Raw genomic sequence first — 24,374 nt, 5'->3', positions numbered from 1 at the left:
GGTCAGTCGGCAGACGGTGCAGGCTTGCGGCGGCGCTCGTGCTGCCACAGCACCTCGCCATGCCCGCTCGCGCGGGCCAGTACGCGGCACAGCACGAACAGCAGGTCGGACAGGCGGTTGAGGTAGCGCGACGCCTGCGGGCGCAGCTTTTCCTCGCGCCCCAGCGCTACTACCTCCCGCTCGGCACGGCGGCACACGGTACGTGCAAGGTGGCAGGTGGCCGCGGCCATGCCGCCCCCAGGGAGGATGAAATCCTTCAGTGGCGGCAACGGCTCGTTGAAACGGTCCAGCACCTGTTCGAGGCGGGTGATGTCGCTTTCCTCGATCATAGCCATGCCCGGAATGCAAAGCTCGCCGCCCAGGTCGAACAGCTCATGCTGCACTTGGGTCAAAGTCTCTTGAATGTCGGGCGGCACGCCTTCGCAGGCGAGCACCATGCCGATCGTGCAGTTGAGTTCGTCGACTGTGCCGTAGGCGGCGACTCGCGCCGAGTCTTTCGGCACGCGCGAACCATCGCCCAGGCCGGTGCTGCCGTCGTCGCCGGTGCGCGTGTAGATCTTGGAAAGGCGATTGCCCATGGCGGCTTCAGCCGACGAACTTGGTCCGCGAGCCGTCAACGGTGCGGGCGAGCAAGCTCACCAGCACGTGGAACACGGCGCCGATCGCCACGTACAGCGCGGTCGTGCCGAGGAACGGCAGGTACCAGTCACCCAGGTTCACCAGCCAGCCGTCGATGCTGCGCGCGGCGGCGGTGGTCGGCGACAGCCAATAGAAGCTCGCGTTGGAGAGCGCGTAGCAGACGGCCTCGCTGACCAGCAGCGCCAGCGCGGCGAGGCCGAGCGTGGAGGCGCGCAGGCCGGCCTGGTGGCGGGCCAGCCAACTGCCGCCCAGCCACAGCGCGAAGTACGACGGCACCAGGAACCAGTAGCCCGGCGAGACGCAGTAGTGGCTCCAGAAGCTCAGCCCTTGGCTGGTGATGGCGAAGAAATCGACCAGCACCGCCTCGGCCATCAGTAGCGGGAACGCCCAACGCGCCGAACCGCGCAGCCAGAAGCCCGCCAGGAAGAACACACCCCAGGACGCATCCGGGATCGCATCGAAGTGGTGCAGGCGCGTGGCGGCCATCACCAGGGCGAGAACGCTGAAGATGCCGAGGCGCTGGGACTGCGTCATGGCCATGTGGGGCTCCATAGGAAAACGGCGGAAATCGATCCGCTAGTCTAGTCGGGCGCCCGGCGCTTGGCGACCCGCAGGCCCGCGGCACCCGGCCGCTGCGGGAACCAGCCGGTGGGCGCGTATCATCGGCGGATGAACCCGATCGACCCTGCCGCCCCGGGCGGCGTCCTCATTGTCGGTGGTGGCCTGGTCGGCGCCAGCCTGGCGATTGCACTCGATGCTGCCGGCGTACCGGCCACCCTGCTGGACGCGGCGCCACCGCGCCGTGCCGCCGCGGCCAGCTACGACGAACGCAACCTGGCCCTGGCCCGTGCCACCGTGAACGGCCTGCGCGCGCTGGGCGTGTGGCCGCGTGCCGCGGCACGCGCCACACCGATCACCCGCATCCACGTCAGCCGCGCCGGCGAATTCGGCAGCGCCCGGCTGGATGCTGCGCGCCACCATGTCGATGCGCTGGGCTGGACGCTGCCGGCGCGCGAGCTGGGCGAGGCGCTGGAGCGGCGACTTGAAGCATGCACCGGGCTGACCCGACTGGCGCCGGCGCAGTTGCAGGCGCTCGATCGTGTCGAGGGCGGCTGGCGCGCCACGATCCGTGTCGGCGACGCCACCCGCACGCTGGACGCCGCCCTGGTGGTGGGCGCCGACGGCACCGAATCGTTCGTGCGCGAGCGGCTGGGCATCGCCGTCGAGCGCCATGACTACGACCAGAGCCTGTTCGTCTGCACGATCACGCCCGAGCGCGATCCGGCCGGACGCGCGTTCGAGCGTTTCAGCGACGAAGGCCCGATCGCCGTTCTGCCGCTGGCCGAGCGCCGTGCCGGACTGGTGCTCACCGTGCCATCCGCGCAGGCCGAGACGGTGGCCGCGATGGATGACGCCGCCTACGCGGCGCTCGCGCAGCGGCGCTTCGGCGGCAAGCTCGGCCGGCTGTCCCGGCCGGGGCGCCGACAACCCTGGGCGATCCGTCGCGTCGCAGCCACGCGGCTGGTCGGTCCACGGGCGGTATTGGTCGGCAACGCGGCGCAGACCGTGCACCCGATCGGCGCGCAGGGCTTCAACCTCGGCCTGCGCGACGCACTGACCCTCGCCGAGCTCGTGGCCGGGGCGCCCGATCCTGGCGCGCCGGCGCTGCTGGACACCTATGCGACGCGGCGCGCGCCCGATCGCGAGGGCACGATGACCATGAGCCACGGCCTGGTGCAGCTGGCCTGCCTGCCGCAGCCCCTACTGGCGCCGTTCCGGTCGCTGGCGCTGCTGGCGTACGACCGCGTGCCGCCGCTGCAGAAGATGCTTGCGCGGCGCGGCATGGGTTTCCGCGGGGAGCCGCCGCGCGCCGTGCTGGAGCCGCTGCCATGAGCCGCTTTCCCGGTACGCGAGACGCCGCTATTCGCCGCCGCGGGCCTGAGCTCGACGTCGCCATCGTCGGTGGCGGCATGGTTGGCGCCGCGGCTGCGCTGGCGCTGGCGCGCGAGGGCTTTGCCACCGCGTTGATCGAGGCGCGCGCGCCGGCACCCTGGCGGATCGAGGACGAAGTCGATCTGCGCGTGGTCGGCCTGGCGCCCTCGGCGATCGGCCTGCTGGACGAGCTGGGCGTCTGGACGTCCATTCGTCAGGCGCGTGTCGGACCCTATGCGCACATGCATGTATGGGACGCCGGCAGCGGCGCGGCCATCGACTTCGATGCCGCCGCCAGTGGCCAGGCCGAGCTCGGCTGCATCGTCGAGAACAACCTGGTGCAGTCGATGCTGTGGCGGGCACTGGAGGCGGCTGGCGTCGAGCGCCGGTGCCCGGCCGAGGTATCGGGCTTCGAGGTGCGCGAGGATCGCATCGCCCTCGATCTTCACCCTGGTAGGAGCCCGCTCGCGGGCGATGCTGTTGCTCCTGATCTCCACCGAAGCCAGGAGCATCGCCCGCGAGCGGGCTCCTACGACGAGCGCGTGGACGGCAGCGTGTCCGCGCGCTTGCTGGTGGCGGCCGACGGCGCAGCCTCGCCGCTGCGCGCGATGGCCGGCATCGGCACGCGCGGACGCGACTACCGCCAGCGCGGCGTGGTGGCGCATGTGCGCACCGAACGACCCCACGCAAACACGGCCTGGCAGCGCTTCCTGCCCACCGGTCCGCTGGCTCTGCTGCCGCTGGCCGACGGGCGCTGCTCGATCGTGTGGTCGCTGCCTGAAGACGAGGCCGCGCGCGTGCTGGCGCTGGACGAGGCGGCGTTCTGCGACGCCGTGGGCGTGGCCAGCGACTTTCGCCTGGGCCGGGTTATCGGCACCGGCGCCCGCGCCGCGTTCCCGCTGCAGCTGAAGCTGGCCGAACGCTACGACGCCGAGCGCCTAGTGCTGCTCGGCGACGCGGCACACGCGGTGCATCCGCTGGCCGGGCAGGGCGTGAACCTGGGCCTGCGCGACGTGATCGAGCTGCGTGACACGCTGGTGACCGTGCGCGACCAAGGACGCGACATCGCTGCGCCGCACGTGCTGCGCCGTTATGCGCGGCGCCGCCGTAGCGCCGACACGCTGGACGCGCTCGGCTTCGATGCCCTGGCGCGCATCTACGCGTGGCAGGCGCCGCCGCTGGTTGCCGCGCGCGGCCTCGGCGTGCGCCTGCTCGATCGCCTGACTCCGCTCAAGCAACGGCTCGGCGATCATGCCGCCGGACGTTGATTTTCTCCCTGCCAAGCCCACCGGAGTACCTGCCATGCGCCTGCTTCGTCTCGCTTCGCTGCTGATTCTTTCGCTCGGCTCGTTTGCTGCCCAGGCGGCGATGGTGCACAAGACCGTTACCTGGACCAAGGACGGCACCACCTTCCGCAGCGTGCTGGTCTACGACAACGCGGTAGCCACCAAACGCCCCGGCCTGGTGATGGTGCCGAACTGGTACGGCGTGAATGCGATGGCCGTGAAGAAGGCCGAGGTGATCGCCGGCAAGCAGTACGTGATCCTGGTCACCGACCTCTACGGCGAAGGCGTGCGGCCGGCCAACAACGATCAGGCCCAGGCGGCCACCAAGCCGCTTTATGGCAATCGACCGCTACTGCGTCAGCGCATGGCCACTGCCCTCGCGCAGCTCAAGGCGCAGGCCAAGGACGCGCCGATCGATCTTGAGCACCTGGCCGCGATCGGCTTCTGCTTCGGCGGCACCGCCGTGCTCGACCTGGCACGCAGCGGCGCGGCCGTCGCGGCGGTGGTCTCTTTCCACGGCGGCCTCAGCACCGACGATCCCGCGCTGGCCAAGCAGATCAAGGCACGCGTGCTGGTGATGAACGGCGCCGACGACAAGGGCACCATGCCCGACGCGCCGGCCTTCATGGACGAGATGCGCGCCAGCCCGGCCGACTGGCAGTTCGTCGTGCTCGGCCACGCCGTGCATTGCTTCACCGAGACCGACCAGCAAAGCCCCGGCTGCATGTACGACGCCCGCGCCGCAGCCCGCAGCTACCGGCTGATGCACGGCTGGCTGGATCACGCCTTCGCCGGCACAGACTGACTTCGGCCGTTGGGCGGCTTCACCCCTGCACTCGCGGGCAGTCGTTCCACCCGATGTGGGCGTGGTGCACAGACGTGGTAGGCGGCGTGGACACAATCTGCGTCGTCTTCATGGGGCCGTGCGAGATGCTGACGTTTTCGATCGGTCAGGACCATCGTTGGCGGCTTTCCGCCATTTGCTTTGGCGCTGCGGCTCAATGCACCATCTGTCGATGACAACCGACCCTTTTCATGCGGCGGAGGATCGCCTTCGGCGCCGTGCCCAGCAATACCTTGAAAGTCACCAACTGGTCGCTGCGCAGACGACGCTGGAGTCCCTGCTCCAGCGCGTGCCGCACGACGCAGTCGCGCGTATGCAACTGGCCGGCGTACTGCTCGAGCGTGGCCAGCTGCGTGCGTCGACCCGAGAGCTGCTGGCGGTGGTGTCGCGTCCTCCCGAGGATGCGGCGCTGATCACCCAACTGGTGCGACGCCTCTGCCTTTGCGGCGAAACGGTGGCGGCACGCCATTGTCTCGATCATCCCGCGCTGGCGCGCGATCCTTCCGGCGACCTGCTGGCCGCGCAGGCACATCTGCGCTGGATGCTCAACGACATTCCGGCCGCGCTTGCCCTGATCGAAAAGGCGATGGCTGCGGGCGTGGATACGCCGGACGAGCATTACCTGCACGCCATGCTGCTTCAGTTCACCGGCCAGATGGAGCGGGCGGGCGCGGTGCTGGATGCCTGCTTGCGCCGTTGGCCGGCCTTCAGCGGGGCGGCGATGGCGCAGGCCCGTCTGCGCCGACAGACCACCGAGTCGAACCACCTCGACTTCCTGCGTACGCAGCTTCGCCGCATCCCGGTGGATAGCAAGGTCCCTGAGGACAGTCTCATCCGCGCCGAGTTCGAGCATGCCCTGTTCAAGGAGCTGGATGACCTTGGGCAGCATGACGAGGCCTGGGCGGCGCTGGAGCGCAGCAACGCGATCATGCACGCATTCAATCCATACGATGCCGACGGCGAGGCTGCGGTCACGGATGCGATCATCCGCCAGCCCCTGGCCGGGAATGTCGGCGGCGCCAGATTGGCGCCGCGATTCGATGGTCCCGTGCCCATTTTCATCGTCGGCATGCCGCGGTCAGGCTCGACCTTGCTCGATCGCATGCTGTCGAATCACTCGAAAGTAATCTCCGCAGGCGAGATCAACGATCTGCTGCGCCAGTTGCAGTGGCTTGCCGATGTGCCCGATGGTGGTGCGAAGCATCGGCTGGAGCTCATCCGACGCAGCAGAAATATCGATTTTCACGAGCTGGGGGCGCGCTACCTGCGACAGACCCAATGGCGCGCGCAGGGACACCAGTATTACATCAATAAGCTGCCGACGAACTTCCCCTTCATTGACCTGATCCACCGAGCGTTGCCGCACGCTCCGATCCTGCACACGGTTCGCGAGCCGATGGACGTGTGCTTCTCCAATCTGAAGGCCATGTTCGGCCATACATCGGCCTACAGCTACGACATGGGTTCGCTGGCGCACTATCACAGGCTGTACGTTCGTCTGATGGCGCATTGGCACGCCACGTTTCCCGATGCCCTGCTCGATGTCCCGTATGCCTCGCTGGTGCAACAGCCGGAGGCGGTGATGCGCACTGTGCTGGCGTACTGCGGACTGGAGCTGGAGGAGGATTGCCTGCATCCCGAGCGCAACCCTGCGCCCGTGGCCACGCCCAGCAGCGCACAGGTCCGCGAGGCCATCCACGGCCGAGGACTCGGCGATTGGCAGAATTACGCAGCGCAACTGGAGACGTTGCGGCGCGCGCTGTCATGATTTGTTGCCCTCGGTGGCGCGAGGGCATTACAGCGTTGCCGCATCGACTGCGGGCGAACTCCACAGGCTATCTCGTCTCCGTCTCCGCCGGCGGCAGCCGCTAGGTCGCGACCAGTAGTGGCTTCAGCACACGGGCGCAAATCCGTCACACACGCATCGACGGCGGCCGATCCTCGGCATCGCGCCCGAACGCGGGGTTCGGCGTGCGGCCCATGGTGAAGGCGAGTGTGCCGCCCTTGGCCAGCTCGGCGTGGCTGATCCAGCTCCGGGTCCACGGCTGGCCGTTCCACGTCACCGACTGGATGTACGGCGTGTCGGTGCTGTTGCCGATGGTTTCGATCACCAGCCTGCGATCGCCGCCGAGCGCGAGTTCGGCGCGGTCCAGCAGCGGGCTGCCGAACACGTAGTTCGTGCTGACCGGGTCGACCGCGTACAGGCCCAGTGCGCCGAGCACGTACCACGCACTCATCTGGCCGCAGTCCTCGTTGCCGGCCAGGCCGTCGGGCTGGTCGGCGTACATCGTCTGCAGCAGCATGCGCACGCGCGCCTGGGTCTTGTGATGCACGCCGGCATAGGCATAGAGGTAGGCCACATGGTGGCTGGGCTCGTTGCCGTGGGCGTACTGACCGACGAGCCCGGCGACGTCCGGCGGGGTGTCGCCGACCTGGGTGGAGTCGGTGGTGAACAGCGCATCGAGCTTGCGCTCGAACGCCGCGTCGCCGCCGAACATGCCGATGTAGTGGTGCAGGTCGTGCTGGTTGAGGAAGGTGGCCTGCCACGCGTTGGATTCGGTGAAGTCGCGCCAGCGCGCACTGTGGCCCACCGCGCGCGGATCGAACGGCTCGAGCCACTGACCGTTCTCGCCGCGCGGGCGCACGAAGCCGAGCTTGGCGTCGAACACGTGCGCGTAGTTGCGCGAACGCTCGCGCAGCGCCTTCGCATCGTCGTGCGCGCCGGCGGCATCGGCGATACGCGCCACGGCCCAGTCGTCGTACGTGTATTCCAGCGTCTTGCTCACCGCCTCCCAGTCCTTGTCGCTGGGGATGTAACCGAGCTTGCGGTAGTACGGCAGGCCGCGGTAGTCGTCGTCCATCGCCCGCCGGCGGAACAGCGGCCAGGCCTTAACGACGTCGATGCCCTCGAAGCCCTTGGCGATCGCCTCGGCCACGACCGAGGCCGAGTGGTAGCCGATCATGCAGGCGGTCTCCACGCCTTGCAGCGGCCATACCGGCGGGCCGTCCGGGCTCTCGGCGGCCATGCGGATCAGGCCGTTGACGAGGTCGGGCACGCGCTCGGGCTGCACCAGGGTGAGTAGGGGATGCAGCGCGCGATAGGTGTCCCACAGCGAATAGGTGCTGTAGTTGTGTGACCCCGACGGCAGCGTGTGCACGGCCAGATCCATGCCGCGGTAGCGGCCGTCGACGTCGCTGAACAGCGTGGGCGCCAACATGGTGTGGTAGAGCGCGGTGTAGAAGGTGCGCCGCGTCGCATCGGAGCCGGTGTCGATGTGGATGCGGCCCAGCTCGTGCTCCCATTCGGCCAGCGCGGCGTCGCGGGTGGCGTCGAAGTCCCAGCCCAGTGACTCGGCCTCCAGGTTGCGCAGCGCGCCGTCGATGTCCACGCCGGACAGGCCCACCTTCACCAGCAGCGGTGCACTGGCGGCGTCGTCGATGTGCAGTGCGGCCTTCAGGTGATCGCCGCGCGCTTCGCTGGCCTCGTCCAGCGCGGCGTCCTCGCGGTACAGCGTGGCGTGCGTGAACGGGCGCGAGAGTTTCATGGCGAAATGGATCTGCCGACCGTTCGCCCACTGGTGCACGTGGCGGCTGCCGACCAGGGTGTCGTTGCCGACCACCCGCAGCAGCGCATCGGAGACTTTGGCCGGCTCGTCGCCGTCGTGGAAGCCGTGCGCGAGATCGACCAGCAGATGGCCCGCGCCAGCGCCATGGAAGGTGTAGCGATGCAGGCCGGTGCGCGCGGTGGCGGTAAGTTCGGCGAGGATGTCGTGGTCGGTGAGATGCACTCGGTAGTAGCCCGGCCGCGCCTGCTCGCTGGCGCGGTCGTAGCGCGAGCGATAGCCCGGTCCCGGTGTGATCGTCGCGTCGACCGGCGGTTGCTGCACACCCTTCGGCGGCATGCCGTCGAACTGCGAGCGGTAATTCACCTCGGGCCGGCCGCGCGCGCCGGGGTCGAGTCGCACCGGTCCCTGCGCCGGCATCACCAGCACGTCGAGCATGTCGCTGGCGCCGGTACCGCTCAGGTGCGTGTGCGAGAAGCCCATGATCGAGCCATCGCCCTGGTGGTAGCCCGAGCAGGCGTCCCAGCCCTGGTCGTGGGTGTCGGGGCTGAGCTGCACCATGCCGAACGGCCGGGTGGCGCCGGGGAAGGTGTGGCCGTGGCCGCCGGTGCCGATGAATACGTCCACGTAGCGCGACAGTCCGCCCGTGAGGGAGCTGGCGGCCGGCTCCCGCTGGCGGGCGGCGGACAGCGCGGCGGCGAGCGGCGAGGCCGGTGCCAGGCGCGTGCCCAGCAGGGTGAGGGCGGCGGCGGAACCTTGCAGGAAGCGGCGGCGGGTAACCATGGCGTTCTCTCTGTCGATACGTTCGGGGAGCGGGATCAGGCCTGCAGCAGGTGCGGACGATGGGCGGCCAGCGTGACGATCAGCTCGCCGAACAGGCTGTTGGCCCAGGCGAACCAGGAACGCGTGTATTTCGACGGGTCGTCCTGGTCGAACGCCTCGTGCATGAAGCCGGTGCCGGCATGGGTGGTCTTCAGCCAGTGCAGGCACTGCGCGATCTCGGGGTCGTCATCGCTGGTCAGCGCACGCATCGTGATCGACATCGGCCAGATCATGCGCAGACCCTGGTGCGGGCCACCGATACCCTGCGCGGCGGTGCCGTCGAAGAAGTACGGATTGCGATGGCTCCAGGCCAGCGCACGGGTGCGTCGGTAGCGTGGGTCATCGGCAGCGCAGGCGCCGAGGTAGGCGAGGCTGGACAAGCTGGGCGAATTCGCATCGTCCATGAACAACTGGTTGCCGAAGCCGTCCACCTCGTACGCCCACACCTCGCCGCCATCGCCGGCCATCGGCGCGTAGCGATGCAGCGCCTGTTCCACCTCGTCGGCCAGCGCGCGGCAGTCGGTGGCGAAGGGGCGGTCGCGGTGGATCGCCTCGCTCATCGTGGCCAGCTGGCGCAGCGAGGTCACGGCAAAGAAATTGGACGGCACCGACAGCGGATACAGGCAGGTATCGTCCGAGGGCCGGAACATCGAGTGGATCAACCCCACCGGCCGCACCGGGCTGCCGTAGCCGCCGAGCGGCGGATTCTCCGCCGCGTTCTCGGACAGGCGCTGAAAGCGATACGGCCCGCGTCCCTCCTTGCGCTGCTGCACACGGAAGGTGGCGAGCACGCGGTGCATCGCCGCGCGCCAGTCGTCGTCGAACGGCGCGCTGTCGCCGCTGGCCTGCCAGTAGCCGTGAGACAGGCGGATCGGCCAGCACAGCGAGTCGATCTCCCATTTGCGCTCGGCCACGCCGGGGCGCATGTCGGTGTCGTCGTGCACCGCCCAGCTCAGCGCCGCGCGGCTGCGCGGATCGGGCAGGAAGGCGTTGGCGTACGGGTCGATCGCGATGCAGCGCGCCTGGCGGTGGATCAGCCCGCGATAGAGCCGCTGCAGCGCGGCGTCCTCGCGCACCAGCGGCAGGTAGGGCCACACCTGGGCCGCGGAATCGCGCAACCACATCGCATCGATGTCGCCGGTGACGATGAAGGTGTCCGGGCGGCCGTCCAGCGTGTCCAGGTGCACCGTGGTGTCCAGCGTGTTCGGGTAGCAGTTGGCGAACAGCCAGGCCAGCTGCGGATCGCCGATCATCGACACGGTCTGCGCCAGCTGCCGCTCCACCGCCGCGCTGGTGAACAGGCGCTTGTCCGGTGGCAGGCGCTGGCTGAGGTATCGCTGTCTGGCGCCATCGCCGGCGCGGGCGAAGCCGATGCCTGCGGCCAGTCCGCCCGCCGCGCTGCCGGCGAGCTTGAGCAGGGTGCGGCGGGTCATTGTCATGGGGCGGGTCCGGGTGAGGTGGTCGCGTCGACCAGGGAGCGTAGATGCATCGCCCGTCGCAGGGTGTCGAGTGCCTCGCGCGACTGCACTCGCACGCGCACCGTTTCGCCGGGCAGGAGGTCGATGCCGTTGTCCGACAGCGTCGCGTCGTGGTCGCCGAAGTCGATCCACACGGCACGCGCGAACTGCTTCGCGTCGAGCTCGAGCGTGAGGCCGTGGGCATCGCGTTGCAGCGAGGCATGGATGTGCGGCGATGGCAGCGCGAGCGCTGCCGCGCGGTCGAAATACAGCAGATGCCGCGAGAGCGTCTGGCCGTTTGCGATCAGCTCGAACACCGCCAGCGTGCGGTGCGGTTCGGCGCCGTGCAGTAGCGCGGCATCGGCAATGTCGTCGACGCGGGTGCTGGCCAGCGGCGGCAACGTCACCGCACGCGTAGTGTCCGCAACCACCGTGCCGTCCATGCCGATCACCCGCGTGCGCAGTTGCGTGGCCAGCGGCATGGTGCGGTCGGACACCGCGAACAGCGCGGTTCGACCGTCCTGGCGCAGCGGCACCACGCGCACCGGCGCGTAGAACTGCCGCGCGCGGAACTGCAGCGCTTTCCAGCGGTCGTCGACGTCGATGCTCGACCACGACGCCCCCGGCCACACGTCGTTGAGCTGCCAGTACAGCGCGCCCATGCTGCGCGGTCGCGCGCTGCGCAGGTGGTCCACCGCCAGCGCGATGCCGTCGGCCTGCATCACCTGGCTGAGGTAGGCGAACGATGCGAAATCCTTCGGCTCGCCGTAGCCGCGGCGCACGTACAGCAGCAGGCGCTGGTTGCCGTTGCCGTGGTCGAACTTCTGGTGCGCGCGCATCACCGGCGAATCGATCGCCAGATCCTGTGGCGTGGCGAACGTATGGGTCGTCGCCATCACCGGCAGCGACTGCAGGCCAAATTCCGACTGGAAGCGCGGCGTGCTCTTGAGGTAATCCTCCACCGGCGCCGACCTGCCCCACACGTCCCACACGTGGGCGTCGCCGCTGTCCGGGCTGTTGGCCGGCGCACCGCCTTCGCTTTCCGGCGAGCCCGGCCAGTACGGCACGTCGGGATCGAGCTGTGAGGCAAAGTCGCGCAGGGTGTCGTCGAACAGCGCATGCATGCCGCGCTCGATGCGCGCACTCTCGGTGGCCCCGATGCGCTTGCGAAAATCCTGCCGGTCGCCCCAGCTCTCCCAGCTGGTCTGCACCTCGTTGTTGCCCGACCACAGCACGATCGACGGGTGATCGCGCAGCCGCGTCACCTGCTCGATCGCCTCCTGCTTCACGTTGGCGCGGAACGCCGCGTCCGGGGGCGGGATCGCGCCGCCGAACATGAAGTCCTGCCAGATCATCAGTCCGCGGCGATCGGCCATGGCGTAGAACGCATCGGGCAGGTACGTGCCGCCGCCCCACACGCGCAGCATGTTCATGTGCGCCTCGCGCGCGTCGTCCAGCAGGCGGCGCATGCGTTCGTCCGTAGTGCGCGAGGGCAGCGCGTCGAACGGCACCAGGTTGGCGCCCTTGGCGAACACGGGGAGGCCGTTGACCACGAAGGCGAAGCTGTGACCCCAGCGGTCGGGGCTGCGGCGCAGTTCGATCGAGCGCAGACCGATCTCGCGCTTCGCCTGGGCCACCACGCGACTGCCGACGGCGACCTCGGCAGATATCGCGTACAGGTTCGGCGCGCCGTAGCCGGCCGGCCACCAGCGCTGCGGATGATCGATCGTCAGCGGCAAGTCGATCTGTTGCGATCCGGCGACGAGCTGCACTTCGCGTGCGGTCGTGCCTTCGCGGCCGTCCGGCGCGCGCCAGTGAACGGCGAGTCGGGCCGGCCCCGCTGCATCGGCGCGCACGGTGAAGCTGGCCTGCAACTGCGCGTGGTCGGCGTCGACGTGGGGCTGCGCCACGTGGAAATCCTCCAGACGCCAGCCGCTCCAGGCCTCCAGCCGCACGTCCTGCCAGATGCCCTGGGTGACGATGCGCGGCCCCCAGTCCCAGCCGAACTGGTAGGCCGCCTTGCGCACATAGTTCGCCACCTGGCGACCGGGCGGCTCGTCGCCGAACGCGGAATCGAACTCGCCCGGCAAGGCGTAGGGCTGCTTCGCCAGCCATGGCTGCAAGCGGGTGATCGGCGAATGGAAGGTCACCTGCAGCACGTGGTCGCCTGCGCTCAGCACGCCATCGAGCGGCACCCGCCAGCGGCGGAACATGTTGTCGGCGTGCAGCACTGGCCGGCCGTCGAGCGTGACGTCGGCCAGGGTGTCCAGCCCGTCGAATACGAGATCGAGATGGCGCTGGCGCAGCAGTGCGGCATCGGCGCTGAAGCGAAGGCGGTATTGCCAGTCGGCCAGGCCGGCCCACTGCACCTTCGCCTCGTTGTCGCGCCAGTCCGGATCGGGCAACTGCTCCAGCGCAAGCAAGCTGGACTGAACACTGCCGGGTACCTGGGCCGGCTGCCACGCAGCGGCCGCGGGATGCGCACGGGCGGCTGCGGCGTCGGGAGCCAGCCGGAATGCCCAGCCCTGGTCCAGCACTACGGTTTGAGGCATCGCGTCGACTGCGTTGGCCACCGGGCCGTGCAGGAGCAGGGCCAGGGCGCAAGCGCAGCAGCGGATGCCGGGAGAGGAGGGCAGTCGACGCATCGGACCGCCAAGCTGCCAGCCCACAACGGCACTGGCAAGCGATGAAAGTCACGCCGAGGCGGATTGGTCCGTGCGCTTTCAGAACCTGGCGCACTGCCCGCGCAGTGGAGATACCGGCGCTCGCGCTCAGGCGGTCGCGCGCTCCACCGTGTTGCGGCCGGCGCGCTTGGCGCGGTAGAGCGCGGCATCGGCGCGGGCCACCAGATCCTGCGGGCGCTCGTCCGGCAGCAGCGTGGCCACGCCGATGCTCGCGGTCAGGTGCAGCGTGCCGGTGCCGTGCAGCAGGGCAGTGGCGGCGATGGCTGCGCGCATCCGCTCGGCCACCGGCATCGCCGTCTCCATGTCGGCGTGCACCAGGATGATCATGATTTCCTCGCCGCCGTAGCGCCCGACGTGGTCGATGCTGCGGCAGCAGTCGCGCACGATCGTAGCGACGCCGCGCAGGGCGTCGTCGCCGGCCAGGTGGCCGTGGCGGTCGTTGAGGGCCTTGAACGCGTCCAGATCGAGCATGACGATCGACAGCGGCGTGCTCTGCTGCCTGGCCGCGGCGTATTCATGCTCGAGTTGCTGCATCAGGGCGCGGCGATTGAGCAGGCCGGTGAGTTCGTCGGTGCTGGCCAGTCGGCGCAGCTGTTCGTTGGCAGCCTGCAGTTCGCTGGTGCGTTCGCGCACCAGTCGACCCAGCTCGGCGGCGCGCCGTTGCAGGTAGCGTGTGCGCAGCTGCATCACCCCCAGCAACAGCACGATCGCCAGCAGCGCGAGCGCGGCGCGGACCCAGCCGCGCTCCCACCACAGCGGCGCGATGGACAGCGGCAGCGCCGTTTCCACCGCCCGTGCGTGCAGGCCGGGAATGGACGCCCGCAGGCGCAGCACGTAGTCGCCCCCGGGCAGGTTGGTGTAGATCGTGCCCGGGCGCGCGCCCGCTTCCAGCGTGGTCCAGTGCTGGTCGAAGCCGTCCAGCCGGTAGCTGTAGCGCACGTCGGCGCTCGCGGTGAAGTCGAGCAGGGCGAAGCGGATGCGCAGCGCGTGAGTGTCGCCCGGCAGGGTCAACGCATGCCCGGGGGTGGGCAGCTGGGCGAACGGGATGGCGCGCTCGTCGGCGGTCATCGCGGTGATCGCCAGCGGCGCGTCGAGCCGGCCGGCTTCCAGCGGCGCATCGGGCTCGATCACGGCCAGGCCGTCGAGGCCGCCGAACATCAGCTCGCCATCCGGGCCGGTTGCCGCCGTGCGGTGGTTGTAAAAGCGCGCGGCGAGGCCGTCGCGCAGCCCCAGCGTGCGGATGACGCCGGATGCCGGATCGATCACCGACAGCCCGTCTGCCGTGGCCGCCCACAGGCGTCCGTGCGCGTCCGGCAGCACGGCGGCCACGTTGTCGCTGCCCAGGCCGTCGCGGGCGCGAATCGCCGTGAAGCGGCGGGTGCCGGCCGGCACCGTCAACGGTGTGCGGGCCAGCCCGCCGTAGGTGCCGATCCACACCTGATCGCCCACCGGCACGATCGAGCCGAGGTAGTTCTGCGGCAGGCTGGTAGCGTCGCCGGGCACGTTGCGCCAGGTCTCGAATGCGTCGCTGTCGGCGGAGAGAATGCCCAGGCCGTTGGTGGTGGCGATCCAGGCGCGGCCATCGGGCATCGGCACGATGTTGCGCACCTGGTCGTCGGGCAGGCTGTGCGGGTCGCCCGCCACGTGCCGGTAGACCCGCACGTGGCGGTCCGCGTCGATCCGATAGAGCCCGTCGTAGGCGCCGGCCATCAGCGTGTGCTGGTACATCGCCAGCGCGAGTACGGGTTTGCCGTCCAGGCCATCGACCGGATAGGCGGACACCGCCAGCGTGGCGGGGTCGATGGTCACCAGCCCGCGCGCACCGGCGACGATGCGGCCATCATCCAGCTGGGCGATCGCGCGGATGTCCTGGTCGGCCTGGTGGCCGGGCAGTTCCAGCGTGCGGATGCGGCCGTGTGCCGGATCCACCGCCGCCACGTGACCGCGGTTAAAGCCCAGCCAGACAATGCCGTCGCGATCGGTGAACACGCTGCGCACGTTCTGGTCGATCTGCGCCCCCTGCGGGCCGAACAGCGTGCGACCGTCCAGCGTGTGCACGATCGATGGGCGGGTGTCGCAACGCGAGGCGGTCGATTCGGTGGCCGCCCACAATCCGCCGGAACGGTCCAGGAACAGCGCGCGCACGATGTCGCCGCCGAGCGAGCTGGGCCGGCCCGGATCGTGGCGCAGCGCGCTGGTCTCGCCGGTGCGCGGATCGAAGCGGGCGATGCCGATGCCGTCGGTGGCGATCCACAGCCGCCCGTCGGGCGCGGGCAGGATGTCCCGCACGGTGCGCCGCTGGATCGCCGGGCTGGCGGCGCCCAGCGCGGCCGGCAGGCGGACCTTGCCGCGGGGGCCGAGCGCGACCACGCCCGCCGAGCCGGTGCCGACCCACAGCGCGCCGGCAGCATCCTCGCGCAGCGCCCAGATGTCGCTGGACAGCATCGCCCGCGCGGCGGCGTCGCCGCGTTCCACCCGTTTGAACGCCGCGGCGCCGGGGCGCCCCACGTACAGCCCGTGCGCGGTGCCCGCCCACACGTTGCCGGCGCGATCCTGCAGCACCGAGAACAGCGTGTCGGTGGGTGCGCCGGCCGGCCGCTCCAGCGTCCGCAGGTCCGCACGCAGATGGATCAAGCCGCTCTGCGCGGCGATCCAGAAGCCGCCGGCGTGGTCCGGCGCCAACGCGTAGACGCGCGCGCCGGTGCCGTGTGTGGGCGAAGCGTCCAATCGCAGGAATCGGTTGCTGGCCGGGTCGAAATGCACCACGCCGCCGCTGGTGGTCGCCACCAGCACGCCGCCGTCCGGGGTGGCGGCCAGCGCGCGGACGTAGTTGTCCGGCAGGCCGCGGTCGTCGTCGGCCTGGCGGAACACCTGGGTGCGGTAGCCGTCGTAGCGCACCAGGCCGCCGAAGGTGCCGATCCACAACGCGCCATCGTCGGCCTGGGCGAAACTGGTAGTGGTGGCATGGGGCAGGCCGCCGGCCACGGTGAGCTGCTCGAACGCGATCTCGCGCCAGCGGTCCCACGGCGACCCCTGGCTGCCCGCGGCAAACGCCGGCGCCAGGCATAGCAGCCCGGTCATCAGCATCCACCAGCCGCGCCATCGTCTGCGCAAACCGGAGGCCGCCCACGCGGGGGCACTCGGTACGGCGGCGCGGATGCGGTCGGACAAAGCCATGCGGGGCGGCCTGGAAGCGCGCCGGCGCAGGGAGGCCGGCTCGCCGCGCATTCTAAGCGCAGGCCGCCGACGCTACGACCGGGGGCTCAGTGGTTGCGTGCCACGGAGTAGTCGGCCAGCGCGAGCAGCGCATCGCGATGGGCCGAGGCGGGCAGGACGTCCAGCGCAGCGCGGGCAGCGCGGGCGTGCTGCTCGGCGCGTGCGCGGGTGCGCTCCAGCGCACCGGAGTCGCGGATCGAGGCGATGATGCGGTCCAGCGAATCCAGCCCGCCGTGCTCGATGGCGTGGCGCAGCGACTGCGCCTGTTCCGCGCTGGCGCTCTGCAGCGCGTAGATCAGCGGCAACGTCGGCTTGCCCTCGGCGAGGTCGTCGCCGATGTTCTTGCCCAGCGTGCCGGCGTCGCTGACGTAGTCGAGCAGGTCGTCTGCGATCTGGAACGCGTAGCCCAGCTCCATGCCATAGCTGCGCAGCGCCGTGACCTGGTCCTGCGGCAGGCCACCGAGCAGGCCGCCGAGCTCGGTGGCGGCGGCGAACAGCACCGCGGTCTTGCGCTCGATCACCGCCAGGTACGCCGCTTCGTCCACGTCGGCGTTGCCGATGTTGAGCAGCTGCAGCACCTCGCCTTCGGCAATGGTGTTGGTGGTGTCGGCCAGGATGCGCATGATCCGCATGTCGTCCAATTCCACCATCAGCTGGAACGAGCGCGAGTAGAGGAAGTCGCCGACCAGCACGCTGGCCGCGTTGCCCCACAGCGCGTTGGCGGTCTTGCGGCCGCGGCGCAGGTCCGATTCGTCCACCACGTCGTCGTGCAGCAGCGTGGAGGTGTGGATGAATTCCACGATCGCGGCCAGCTTGATGTGCTTGTCCCCCGCATAGCCGGCCGCCCCGGCCGCCAGCACGTGCAGCATCGGTCGCAACCTTTTGCCGCCGCCGGCGATGATGTGCTCGGCAATCTGGTTGATCAGCACCACGTCGGAGGCGAGCCGGGTGCGGATCAGCGTGTCGACGCGCTGCATGTCGCCGGCGGCCAGCTCGCGTACGCGGGTGAAGTCGTCGGGGCGGGAGGCGTCAGCGGGCATCGGGTTCTTTTGTCGTGGGAGTAGCCAGCGCACGATTATAGGGTTTGCGCGGCATCGGGCGCGCCCGCGTGCCAGCGCGACATGCCGCCGCAACGGCGCGGCACCGCCGCTTCGTATACTTGCCCGATGACTTTGTCCTGCCTCGTCGCGCCGTGAGCGCGCTTTCCCCACTCGAACGCCGCAGCGCGCTGACTCTGGCCTGCGTAATCAGCCTGCGCCTGTTCGGCCTGTTCCTGATCATGCCGGTGTTCTCGGTGTACGCGAAGACGCTGCCGGATGCCACGCCGCTGCTGATTGGCCTGGCGCTGGGCGTCTACGGGCTGGGCCAGATGTGTCTGCAGGTGCCGCTGGGCCTGCTGTCCGACCGCATCGGTCGCAAGCCGGCGATCAGCATGGGCCTGGGCGTGTTCGCCGCAGGCGGGCTGGTGGCGGCGATGTCGCACACGCTGACCGGGATTGTCATCGGCCGTGCCTTGCAGGGCATGGGTGCGGTGGCCGGCGCCGGTACCGCGCTGGCCGCCGACCTCACCCGCGAGGAAAGCCGCAGCAAGGTGATGGGCATCATCGGCGTGTCGATCGGCCTGGCGTTCCTGCTGGCGTTGATCCTGGGCCCGCCGCTGGAGGCCGTCGACGGGCTGCCGGGCCTGTTCGCCGCCACCTCCGTCCTCGCCCTGCTCGCGCTGGCGCTGCTGTGGCTGATCGTGCCCACGCCCGAGCGCGTGCGCGCGCTGGCGGCATCCACCTTCGGTGGCGTGCTGGCGATGCTGCGCGATCGCCGCATGCTGGTGCTCAACGGCTCGGTGTTCTTCCTGCATCTGCTGCTCACCGCCAGCTTCGTCGGCCTGCCGCTGTTGCTGGTGGACACGCTGCACCTGCCGGTAAGCCGGCACTGGGAGCTGTACCTGCCGGTGATGGCGATCGCCGCCTTCGTGATGGGCGCCAGCCTGCATCACATGAAGGAGATCGCGCAGAGCCTGCGCATCGTGATGGTGTGCATCGTGGTGATCGGCGTGGCGCTGCTGGGCTTTGCGCTGGGCGGCGATCACATCGCCCTGCTTGGCGTGGCGGCGGCGATGTTCTTCTCCGGCTTCAACCTGCTGGAAGCGGCGCTGCCCAGCCTGGTGTCGCGTCTGGCCCCGGCGGCGCTGCGCGGCGCGGCGATGGGGGCCTATTCCACCAGCCAGTTCATGGGCGCCTTCGTCGGCGGCGCGGTCGGCGGCATCGCGCTGGGCCGGCTCGGTCCGGCCGGCGTGTTCGCCTGTGCGGCGGCGCTGACCCTGCTGTGGCTGCCGCTGGTGATGCTCGGTGCGCGGCGCATTGCCGGCATGGATGCGGCCGCGTCGCCGGCGCTCGATTGCAATGGGGCCGACCCGGCCCAATGATGGGCGCCTGCGGCCGGCTTCGGCCGCGCCAGGGAGGCCGGCATGGCTCACGAGCTCATCGCGCTGATCGCGCAGTACGGATTGCTGGTGGTGTTTTTCAACGTGCTGGTCGAACAGGCCGGCGCGCCCGTACCGGCCGTGCCCACGCTGATCGTCGCCGGCGCGCTGGCGGCCAGTGACCGGCTGCCGCTGCCGGGCGTGGTGCTGGCTGCGCTGGCCGCCTGCCTGCTCAGCGACACGGCGTGGTACCTCGCCGGCCGGCGCTTCGGTGCGGGCGTGATGCGCACGCTGTGCCGCATTTCGCTGTCGCCCGATTCCTGCGTGAAGCAGTCCGAGCTGCGCTTCGAGCGCTGGCGTGGACGCATGCTGCTGGTCGCCAAGTTCGTGCCGGGTCTGTCCACCGTGGCGCCGCCGCTGGTGGGCGCCATGGGGCTGCGCGTGGGCGCGTTCGTGCTGCTCGACGGGCTCGGCTCGCTGCTGTGGGCCGGCGCAGCGGTCGGGCTGGGCTACGCCTTCGCCAACGAGGTCGACCGCGTGCTGGCGGCAATCGAGCAGGCCGGCACAGTGGCGCTGGAGGCGCTGTTCGCCTTGCTGGTGCTCTACATCGCGGCCAAATGGTGGCAGCGCCATCGCCTGCTGGCGGCACTGCGCATGGCGCGCATCTCGGTGGACGAACTGAACGAGGCGATCACCGCCGGCCAGAATCCGGTGGTGGTGGACGTGCGTTCGTCCGCCTCGCGCCTGCTCGACGGGCGGGTGATCCCCGGCGCCCTGCTGGCCGATCTCGAAGGCGTGCACGTGGCGCTGGCCGATGTGCCGCGCGATCGCGAGCTGGTGATCTATTGCAGCTGTCCCAACGAGGTGTCCGCGGCCAAAGCCGCGCAGCTGCTGATGTCGCTGGGCTATCGCCGCGTGCGCCCGCTGCAGGGCGGGCTCGATGCCTGGGATGCCGCCGGCTACACGCTGGAGCACCTGCCCGGCACGGCGCCCGCCGGCCGCGGCGGAGCGCTGGCGGCCCCCTCGCTGCGGGTTTGATCCAGCTCGCCTTGGCCGGCTCCGGCCTGCGCCAGAATCCCGCGGCAGGCTGTCGGTAGCCTGCCGTGGCCGGCGCCGGGTGCGCCGGAGGGTTGGCCTGCGGAGTACGGGGTGAAAGCCAGACGCCGGGTGTTGCGGGGCGCGCTCGCCGGAGCGGCGCTCGTGTTCGCTGTCGGAGGCGCGGTAACTGCCTGGGCGGTGCTGCGCACGCGTGCCGACGCCCAGGCCATCCGCGACAGCCAGTTCCGCAAGGCCAGCGAGCAGTTGCGTCAGCAGATGGCGTTGCGGCTCACCTTGCCGGCCTACGGCCTGGGTGGCCTGCGCGGGACGGTGCTGGCGATGCAGCGCCGGCCGGCGCCGGACGAATTCCGCCGCGCGGTGCTGACGCGCGACCTGCCGCACGACTTCCCCGGCGTGTACGGCTTCGGCTTCATCGAGCCGGTATCGCGTGACGAGCGCGACGCGTTCGTCGCGCGCATGCAGCGGTGGTACACGCAGCCCTTCACGCTGCGCACGGTCGGCACGCCCGAGCAGATGTACGTGATCCGCTCGGTCGAGCCGATCGAGCGCAATGCAGCGGCGCTGGGCCTGGATGTGGCCTCCGAAGCGGTACGCCGCGAGGCCGTGCAGCGCGCCGTGGCCGATCGGACATTCGCCGTCACCGGGCCGATCCACCTGCTGCAGGGCACCGGTGTCGAATTCGGCGCGCTGTATTTCCTGCCGGTGTATCGCGATGCCTCCCCACGCGACCTGCTGGGCCTGGTCTACGCCGCGGTGGACTACGCCAGCATGCTCGAGGCGCCAGGTAGCGACGAACGGCTGGTGGATTTCACCCTGGCCGACGTCACCGCGGCGGCCCCGGTGACGGTGTATCCCATCGCCGCCCGCGCGGCCGCGAGCTACGCGTCCCGCTACGCGCGGCAGGCCGAGCTGAGCGTGGGTGGACGGCACCTGCGCCTGATCATGCGCAGCACGCCTGCCTTCGACGCGGCGGTGGCGAACGACACGGCACAGGCGAGTCGGCTGGGCGTCGCCGGTGGCCTGCTCAGCCTGCTGATGGCGGTGGTCGCCTGGCTGCTGCTGGCCGGGCGCCAGCGCGCGATCGACCTGGCGCGCTCGATGACGCTGGAGCTCGACCGCCTGGCCATGGTGGCGCGCCTCACCACGGACGCAGTGGCGATCGCCGGCACCGATGGCCGCGTCGCGTGGAGCAACCCGGCCTTTGCTCGATTGGTCGATCACGCCGCGGGAGATATACAGGGCCGGCCGCTGTGCCCGTTGCTGGGCGAGCAGCCCGGCGTGGATGACGCCTGTGCGGCGGTGCGGCGCGCGGTGCAGGAGCTCGCGTCGTTCCGGGGCGAGGCGCCGATACGCAATCGCCAGGGGCAGCTACTTTGGGTGGAGCTCGAAGTGCAGCCGATGCGGGCGCGCGATAGGCAGCTCACCGGTTTCATCGTGATCCTGGCCGACATCACCGAGCGCCGGGCCATGCAGAACGCGCTGCAGGAAAGTCGCGGGTTTCTGCAGCGCACGGGGGATGTCGCCGGCGTCGGCGGCTGGCGGATCGATCTCGCCACGCGCGCCATCACTTGGTCCGAGCAGGCGCGGCGCATCGTTGATATGCCTGCCGACCAAGCGCCCGTGCCGGGTGGCGCCCTGGCGTTGTTCGCCGAGGATGCCCGCGCGCGTCTGATCGCTGCCATGGATCGCGCCAGCGCCGGTGGTGAGGGTTGGGACATGGAATTGCCCTGCGTCACCTACGCCGGCCGTGCCATCTGGGTGCGCACGCTGGGCGAGGCGGAGCTGGAGCAGGGCAAGCCGGTGCGCCTTACCGGCACGCTGCAGGACATCACCCGCCGCAAGCGCGCCGAGCTGGCGCTGGCGGAGAACCGCGAGCTGCTGCGGGTCACGCTGCACTCGATCGGCGATGCGGTGATCACCACCGACGCCCAGGCGTACATCACCTGGATCAATCCGGCCGCCGCCACGCTCACCGGCTGGGAGGTCGGCGAGGCGGTCGGTCGCCCGATCGGCGAGGTGCTGCACCTGGTCAGCGAGGAAACCGGCCACGCCGCCGGCAACCCGGTGCACACGGCGCTGGCGGAGGGCCGCGTCGTGGGGCTGGCGCACAACACGGTGCTGCTGGCGCGCGACGGGCGCCAGGTCGGCATCGAGGATTCCGCCGCGCCGATCCGCGACGACGAGGGCGTGTTGCGCGGTGCGGTGATGGTGTTCCACGACGTCACCGAGGCGCGCGCGCTGAGCCGCGAGATCTCGCACCAGGCCCGCCACGACGCGCTCACCGGCCTGCCCAACCGCGCCGAATACAAGGAGCGCCTGCTGCGCTTCCTGCGTCGCGCCGCCGACGAGGGTGGGCGCGGCGCCGTGCTGTTCGTCGACCTGGACCACTTCAAGATCATCAACGACACCTGCGGCCACCACGCCGGCGACGAGGTGCTGATGCAGCTGGCCGCATTGATGCGCGCCTGCGTGCGCCGGCACGACACGGTGGCGCGGCTGGGTGGCGACGAGTTCGCGATCCTGCTGGAAGACTGCACGCGCGAGCAGGCCGAGCGCATCGCACAGGCCATCTGCGATGCGGCAGACGACTATCGCTACGTCACCGGCGCCGAACAGAGCTTCCGCGTCGGTACCAGCATTGGCCTGGTGCCGATCGAAGCCGGCACGCAGGCGCTCGATGCGGTGATGCGCGCGGCCGATATCGCCTGCTACATCGCCAAGGCCGGCGGCCGCGGACGCTTCCACACCTGGGCGGCGCAGGACGCCTCGGTGCAGGCGCAGGCCGGCGATGCCGCCTGGGGCGCGCGCATCGAGCGGGCGCTGGATCACCACGGTTTCCTGCTCTACGCCCAGCGTATCCAGCCGCTTTCCGAGCGCGCCAACGGCCACGGCTGGCATGCCGAGGTGCTGCTGCGGCTGGCCGACGACGACGGCACGCCGGTATCGCCCGCCGTCTTCATGCCCGCGGCGGAGCGTTATCAGCTGGCCAGCCGGATCGATCGCTGGGTAGTGCAGAGCGTGTTCGATCTGCTGTCGGACTGGCACCAGCGCGTGGACATGCCGGCGATGCTGTCGATCAACCTGTCCGGCCAGTCGATCGGCGATCGCGCGTTCCACGACTTCGTCGATGGCCTGATCGAGCGCGCACGCTTCGACGTGCGTCGGCTGTGCTTCGAGATCACCGAGACGGCGGCGATCACCAACCTGGCCGACGCGCGGGCGTTTCTGGAGGCGATGCGCCGGCGCGGCATCCGCATTGCGCTGGACGATTTCGGTGCCGGCGTCGCCTCGTTCGGCTATCTCAAGCACCTGGGCGTGGACTACCTCAAGATCGACGGCCAGTTCGTGCTCGGCCTGGCCAGCGATCCGCTCGATCAGGTCTCCGTGCGCAGCTTCTGCGAGGTGGCCCGCGTGCTGGGTATCCAAACCATCGCCGAGTGCGTGGAGCGCGAGGAGTTGATGGCGATCGTCGCCACCTTCCCGGTCGACTTCGCGCAGGGCTACCTGATCCATCGCCCCGAGCCGCTGGCCCGGTTGTTCGGCATGGCCGCGCCCGCTGGCGAATGAACCGGCGGCGTCAGGGAATGGGGCAGCGCCCGTCCAGCGGCGCCTGGCGCGCCTGCATCAGGTCGGCCGGCGTGGCGGGGCGCTCATCCGCCGGCTTGAACTCGATCCGCGCCCGCACGTTGTCGCCGTTGCTGGCGTGCACGTTGGCCAGCCCCACGAAGCGCAGCAGCGAGCGGCTGCGCGCGTCGTAGGCCACGTCGATGTGCGGCAGGGCGAAGCCGATCCAGCTGGCCAGGCTCAGGCGGTACTGGCGGGCGGGGCGTCCTTCCACGACGGCGTCGTCCACGCGCTTGACGCTGAATTTCAGCGTGCCCAGCCGGCTCGGGATCACGAACGGTACCGTGTCCGACGCGCCGCGGCCCAGGCGATCCCAGTGGCTGCGGATGTAGGCGTCGAAGCCGGCATCGATCACCGGCAGCGGCGTGGTATCCAGCGGCTTGCTGCGCTCGGCGGCCGTGGTGTTGGCGCGCACGAACACCACGCGCTGGTCGCCCACGCGCCGCACGCCCTCGCGATAGCCGGTCCGGCCATCCACCAGCTCGAAGTCCGGCGCCTGGGCGTGGCCGTCGTCGTGCAGCAGCTTGCGGGCAAACGCGCGCCCGTCCGGGCAGCGGTACAGCACCAGTCGCGCCGGCCCTTGCGCATCGTCGAACAGCCAGTGCGACTCGCGGTACATCACGTGGCCGTCGTCGGTGGCGTAGGCCGTGCCTTCGAGCTGGCGAATGCCGGCAGCGGGCGTGGGCGTTTGGGCGGCGGCGAGGCCGGTGCCGGCAAGCAGCAGGGTCAGCGCGGCCGCACGGGTGGCCGGCGACAGGGCGGTAGTCACGCGCATTCTCCTTGCCGGAAACGGGATGCCCAGCCGCCAGCGGCGTCGGGCAGACCCCGG

General features: G+C 70.3%; 15 protein-coding genes. 7 read left to right on the top strand and 8 right to left on the bottom strand.

The window, feature by feature from the left end:
* Positions 1-2 precede the first annotated feature (2 nt).
* Together ACQVBX_RS11895 and ACQVBX_RS11890 are read right to left on the bottom strand one after the other, a co-directional pair.
* Entirely contained in the window at positions 3-578 is a 576-nt protein-coding gene (locus ACQVBX_RS11895; RefSeq protein WP_431634291.1) for a cob(I)yrinic acid a,c-diamide adenosyltransferase, read from the bottom strand.
* Between the two features lie 7 nt (positions 579-585).
* Entirely contained in the window at positions 586-1,179 is a 594-nt protein-coding gene (locus ACQVBX_RS11890) for a hypothetical protein (RefSeq protein ID WP_431634290.1), read from the bottom strand.
* 129 nt (positions 1,180-1,308) lie between these two features.
* Here ACQVBX_RS11890 and ubiH point away from each other — a divergent pair, with 129 nt between their 5' ends.
* From ubiH to ACQVBX_RS11870, 4 genes are all read left to right on the top strand, one after another.
* Positions 1,309-2,532: a 2-octaprenyl-6-methoxyphenyl hydroxylase gene (gene ubiH / locus ACQVBX_RS11885; RefSeq protein WP_431634289.1), complete on the top strand. Its 1,224-nt coding sequence runs from the start codon at positions 1,309-1,311 to the stop codon at positions 2,530-2,532.
* The gene (locus ACQVBX_RS11880; protein ID WP_431634288.1) at positions 2,529-3,839 is read left to right on the top strand and encodes a UbiH/UbiF/VisC/COQ6 family ubiquinone biosynthesis hydroxylase; all 1,311 of its coding nucleotides are present in this window, start codon (positions 2,529-2,531) and stop codon (positions 3,837-3,839) included. Before ubiH ends, ACQVBX_RS11880 begins: the two co-directional genes overlap by 4 nt.
* 34 nt (positions 3,840-3,873) lie before the next feature.
* On the top strand, positions 3,874-4,662 hold the full coding sequence (locus ACQVBX_RS11875; protein ID WP_431634287.1) for a dienelactone hydrolase family protein: 789 nt from the start codon (positions 3,874-3,876) through the stop codon (positions 4,660-4,662).
* A gap of 196 nt (positions 4,663-4,858) precedes the next feature.
* Positions 4,859-6,469, top strand: coding sequence for a tetratricopeptide repeat-containing sulfotransferase family protein (locus ACQVBX_RS11870; RefSeq protein ID WP_431634286.1), 1,611 nt, complete (start codon positions 4,859-4,861; stop codon positions 6,467-6,469).
* Between the two features lie 145 nt (positions 6,470-6,614).
* Here the strand turns inward: ACQVBX_RS11870 and ACQVBX_RS11865 are convergent, their stop codons facing one another.
* The 5 genes from ACQVBX_RS11865 to ACQVBX_RS11845 all read right to left on the bottom strand — a co-directional run bounded on the left by ACQVBX_RS11865 (position 6,615) and on the right by ACQVBX_RS11845 (position 17,483).
* Positions 6,615-9,047, bottom strand: coding sequence for a GH92 family glycosyl hydrolase (locus ACQVBX_RS11865; protein ID WP_431634285.1), 2,433 nt, complete (start codon positions 9,045-9,047; stop codon positions 6,615-6,617).
* Between the two features lie 35 nt (positions 9,048-9,082).
* Positions 9,083-10,525: a glycoside hydrolase family 125 protein gene (locus ACQVBX_RS11860; RefSeq protein WP_431634284.1), complete on the bottom strand. Its 1,443-nt coding sequence runs from the start codon at positions 10,523-10,525 to the stop codon at positions 9,083-9,085.
* A complete protein-coding gene (locus ACQVBX_RS11855; RefSeq protein WP_431634282.1) occupies positions 10,522-13,188 on the bottom strand; it encodes a beta-mannosidase in 2,667 nt (888 codons plus the stop codon). The genes ACQVBX_RS11860 and ACQVBX_RS11855 overlap by 4 nt, the downstream gene beginning before the upstream one ends.
* 126 nt (positions 13,189-13,314) lie before the next feature.
* Positions 13,315-16,308 carry a diguanylate cyclase gene (locus tag ACQVBX_RS11850; RefSeq protein WP_431634281.1) on the bottom strand — a complete coding sequence of 998 codons (2,994 nt, stop codon included), beginning with the start codon at positions 16,306-16,308 and terminating at the stop codon, positions 13,315-13,317.
* Between the two features lie 182 nt (positions 16,309-16,490).
* Entirely contained in the window at positions 16,491-17,483 is a 993-nt protein-coding gene (locus ACQVBX_RS11845; protein ID WP_431634280.1) for a polyprenyl synthetase family protein, read from the bottom strand.
* Positions 17,484-17,635: 152 nt separating this feature from the next.
* Between ACQVBX_RS11845 and ACQVBX_RS11840 the strand changes: the two genes are divergently transcribed.
* The 3 genes from ACQVBX_RS11840 to ACQVBX_RS11830 all read left to right on the top strand — a co-directional run bounded on the left by ACQVBX_RS11840 (position 17,636) and on the right by ACQVBX_RS11830 (position 23,488).
* Positions 17,636-18,865 (top strand): MFS transporter, encoded by a 1,230-nt coding sequence (locus ACQVBX_RS11840; protein ID WP_431634279.1) that lies wholly within the window; start codon positions 17,636-17,638, stop codon positions 18,863-18,865.
* A 42-nt stretch (positions 18,866-18,907) separates the two neighbouring features.
* Positions 18,908-19,900, top strand: a complete 993-nt coding sequence (locus ACQVBX_RS11835) for a DedA family protein/thiosulfate sulfurtransferase GlpE (protein ID WP_431634278.1) — start codon at positions 18,908-18,910, stop codon at positions 19,898-19,900.
* A gap of 162 nt (positions 19,901-20,062) precedes the next feature.
* Positions 20,063-23,488, top strand: a complete 3,426-nt coding sequence (locus ACQVBX_RS11830; RefSeq protein WP_431634277.1) for an EAL domain-containing protein — start codon at positions 20,063-20,065, stop codon at positions 23,486-23,488.
* Positions 23,489-23,498: 10 nt separating this feature from the next.
* Here the strand turns inward: ACQVBX_RS11830 and ACQVBX_RS11825 are convergent, their stop codons facing one another.
* Positions 23,499-24,314 carry a hypothetical protein gene (locus ACQVBX_RS11825; RefSeq protein ID WP_431634276.1) on the bottom strand — a complete coding sequence of 272 codons (816 nt, stop codon included), beginning with the start codon at positions 24,312-24,314 and terminating at the stop codon, positions 23,499-23,501.
* Positions 24,315-24,374: the final 60 nt, after the last annotated feature.

It is taken from the genome of Dyella thailandensis, assembly GCF_050749815.1.
Classification (GTDB): Bacteria; Pseudomonadota; Gammaproteobacteria; order Xanthomonadales; family Rhodanobacteraceae; genus Dyella_A.
Note: the sequence above shows the minus strand (reverse complement) of the source record. Positions and strands in the feature narration are given on the sequence as shown.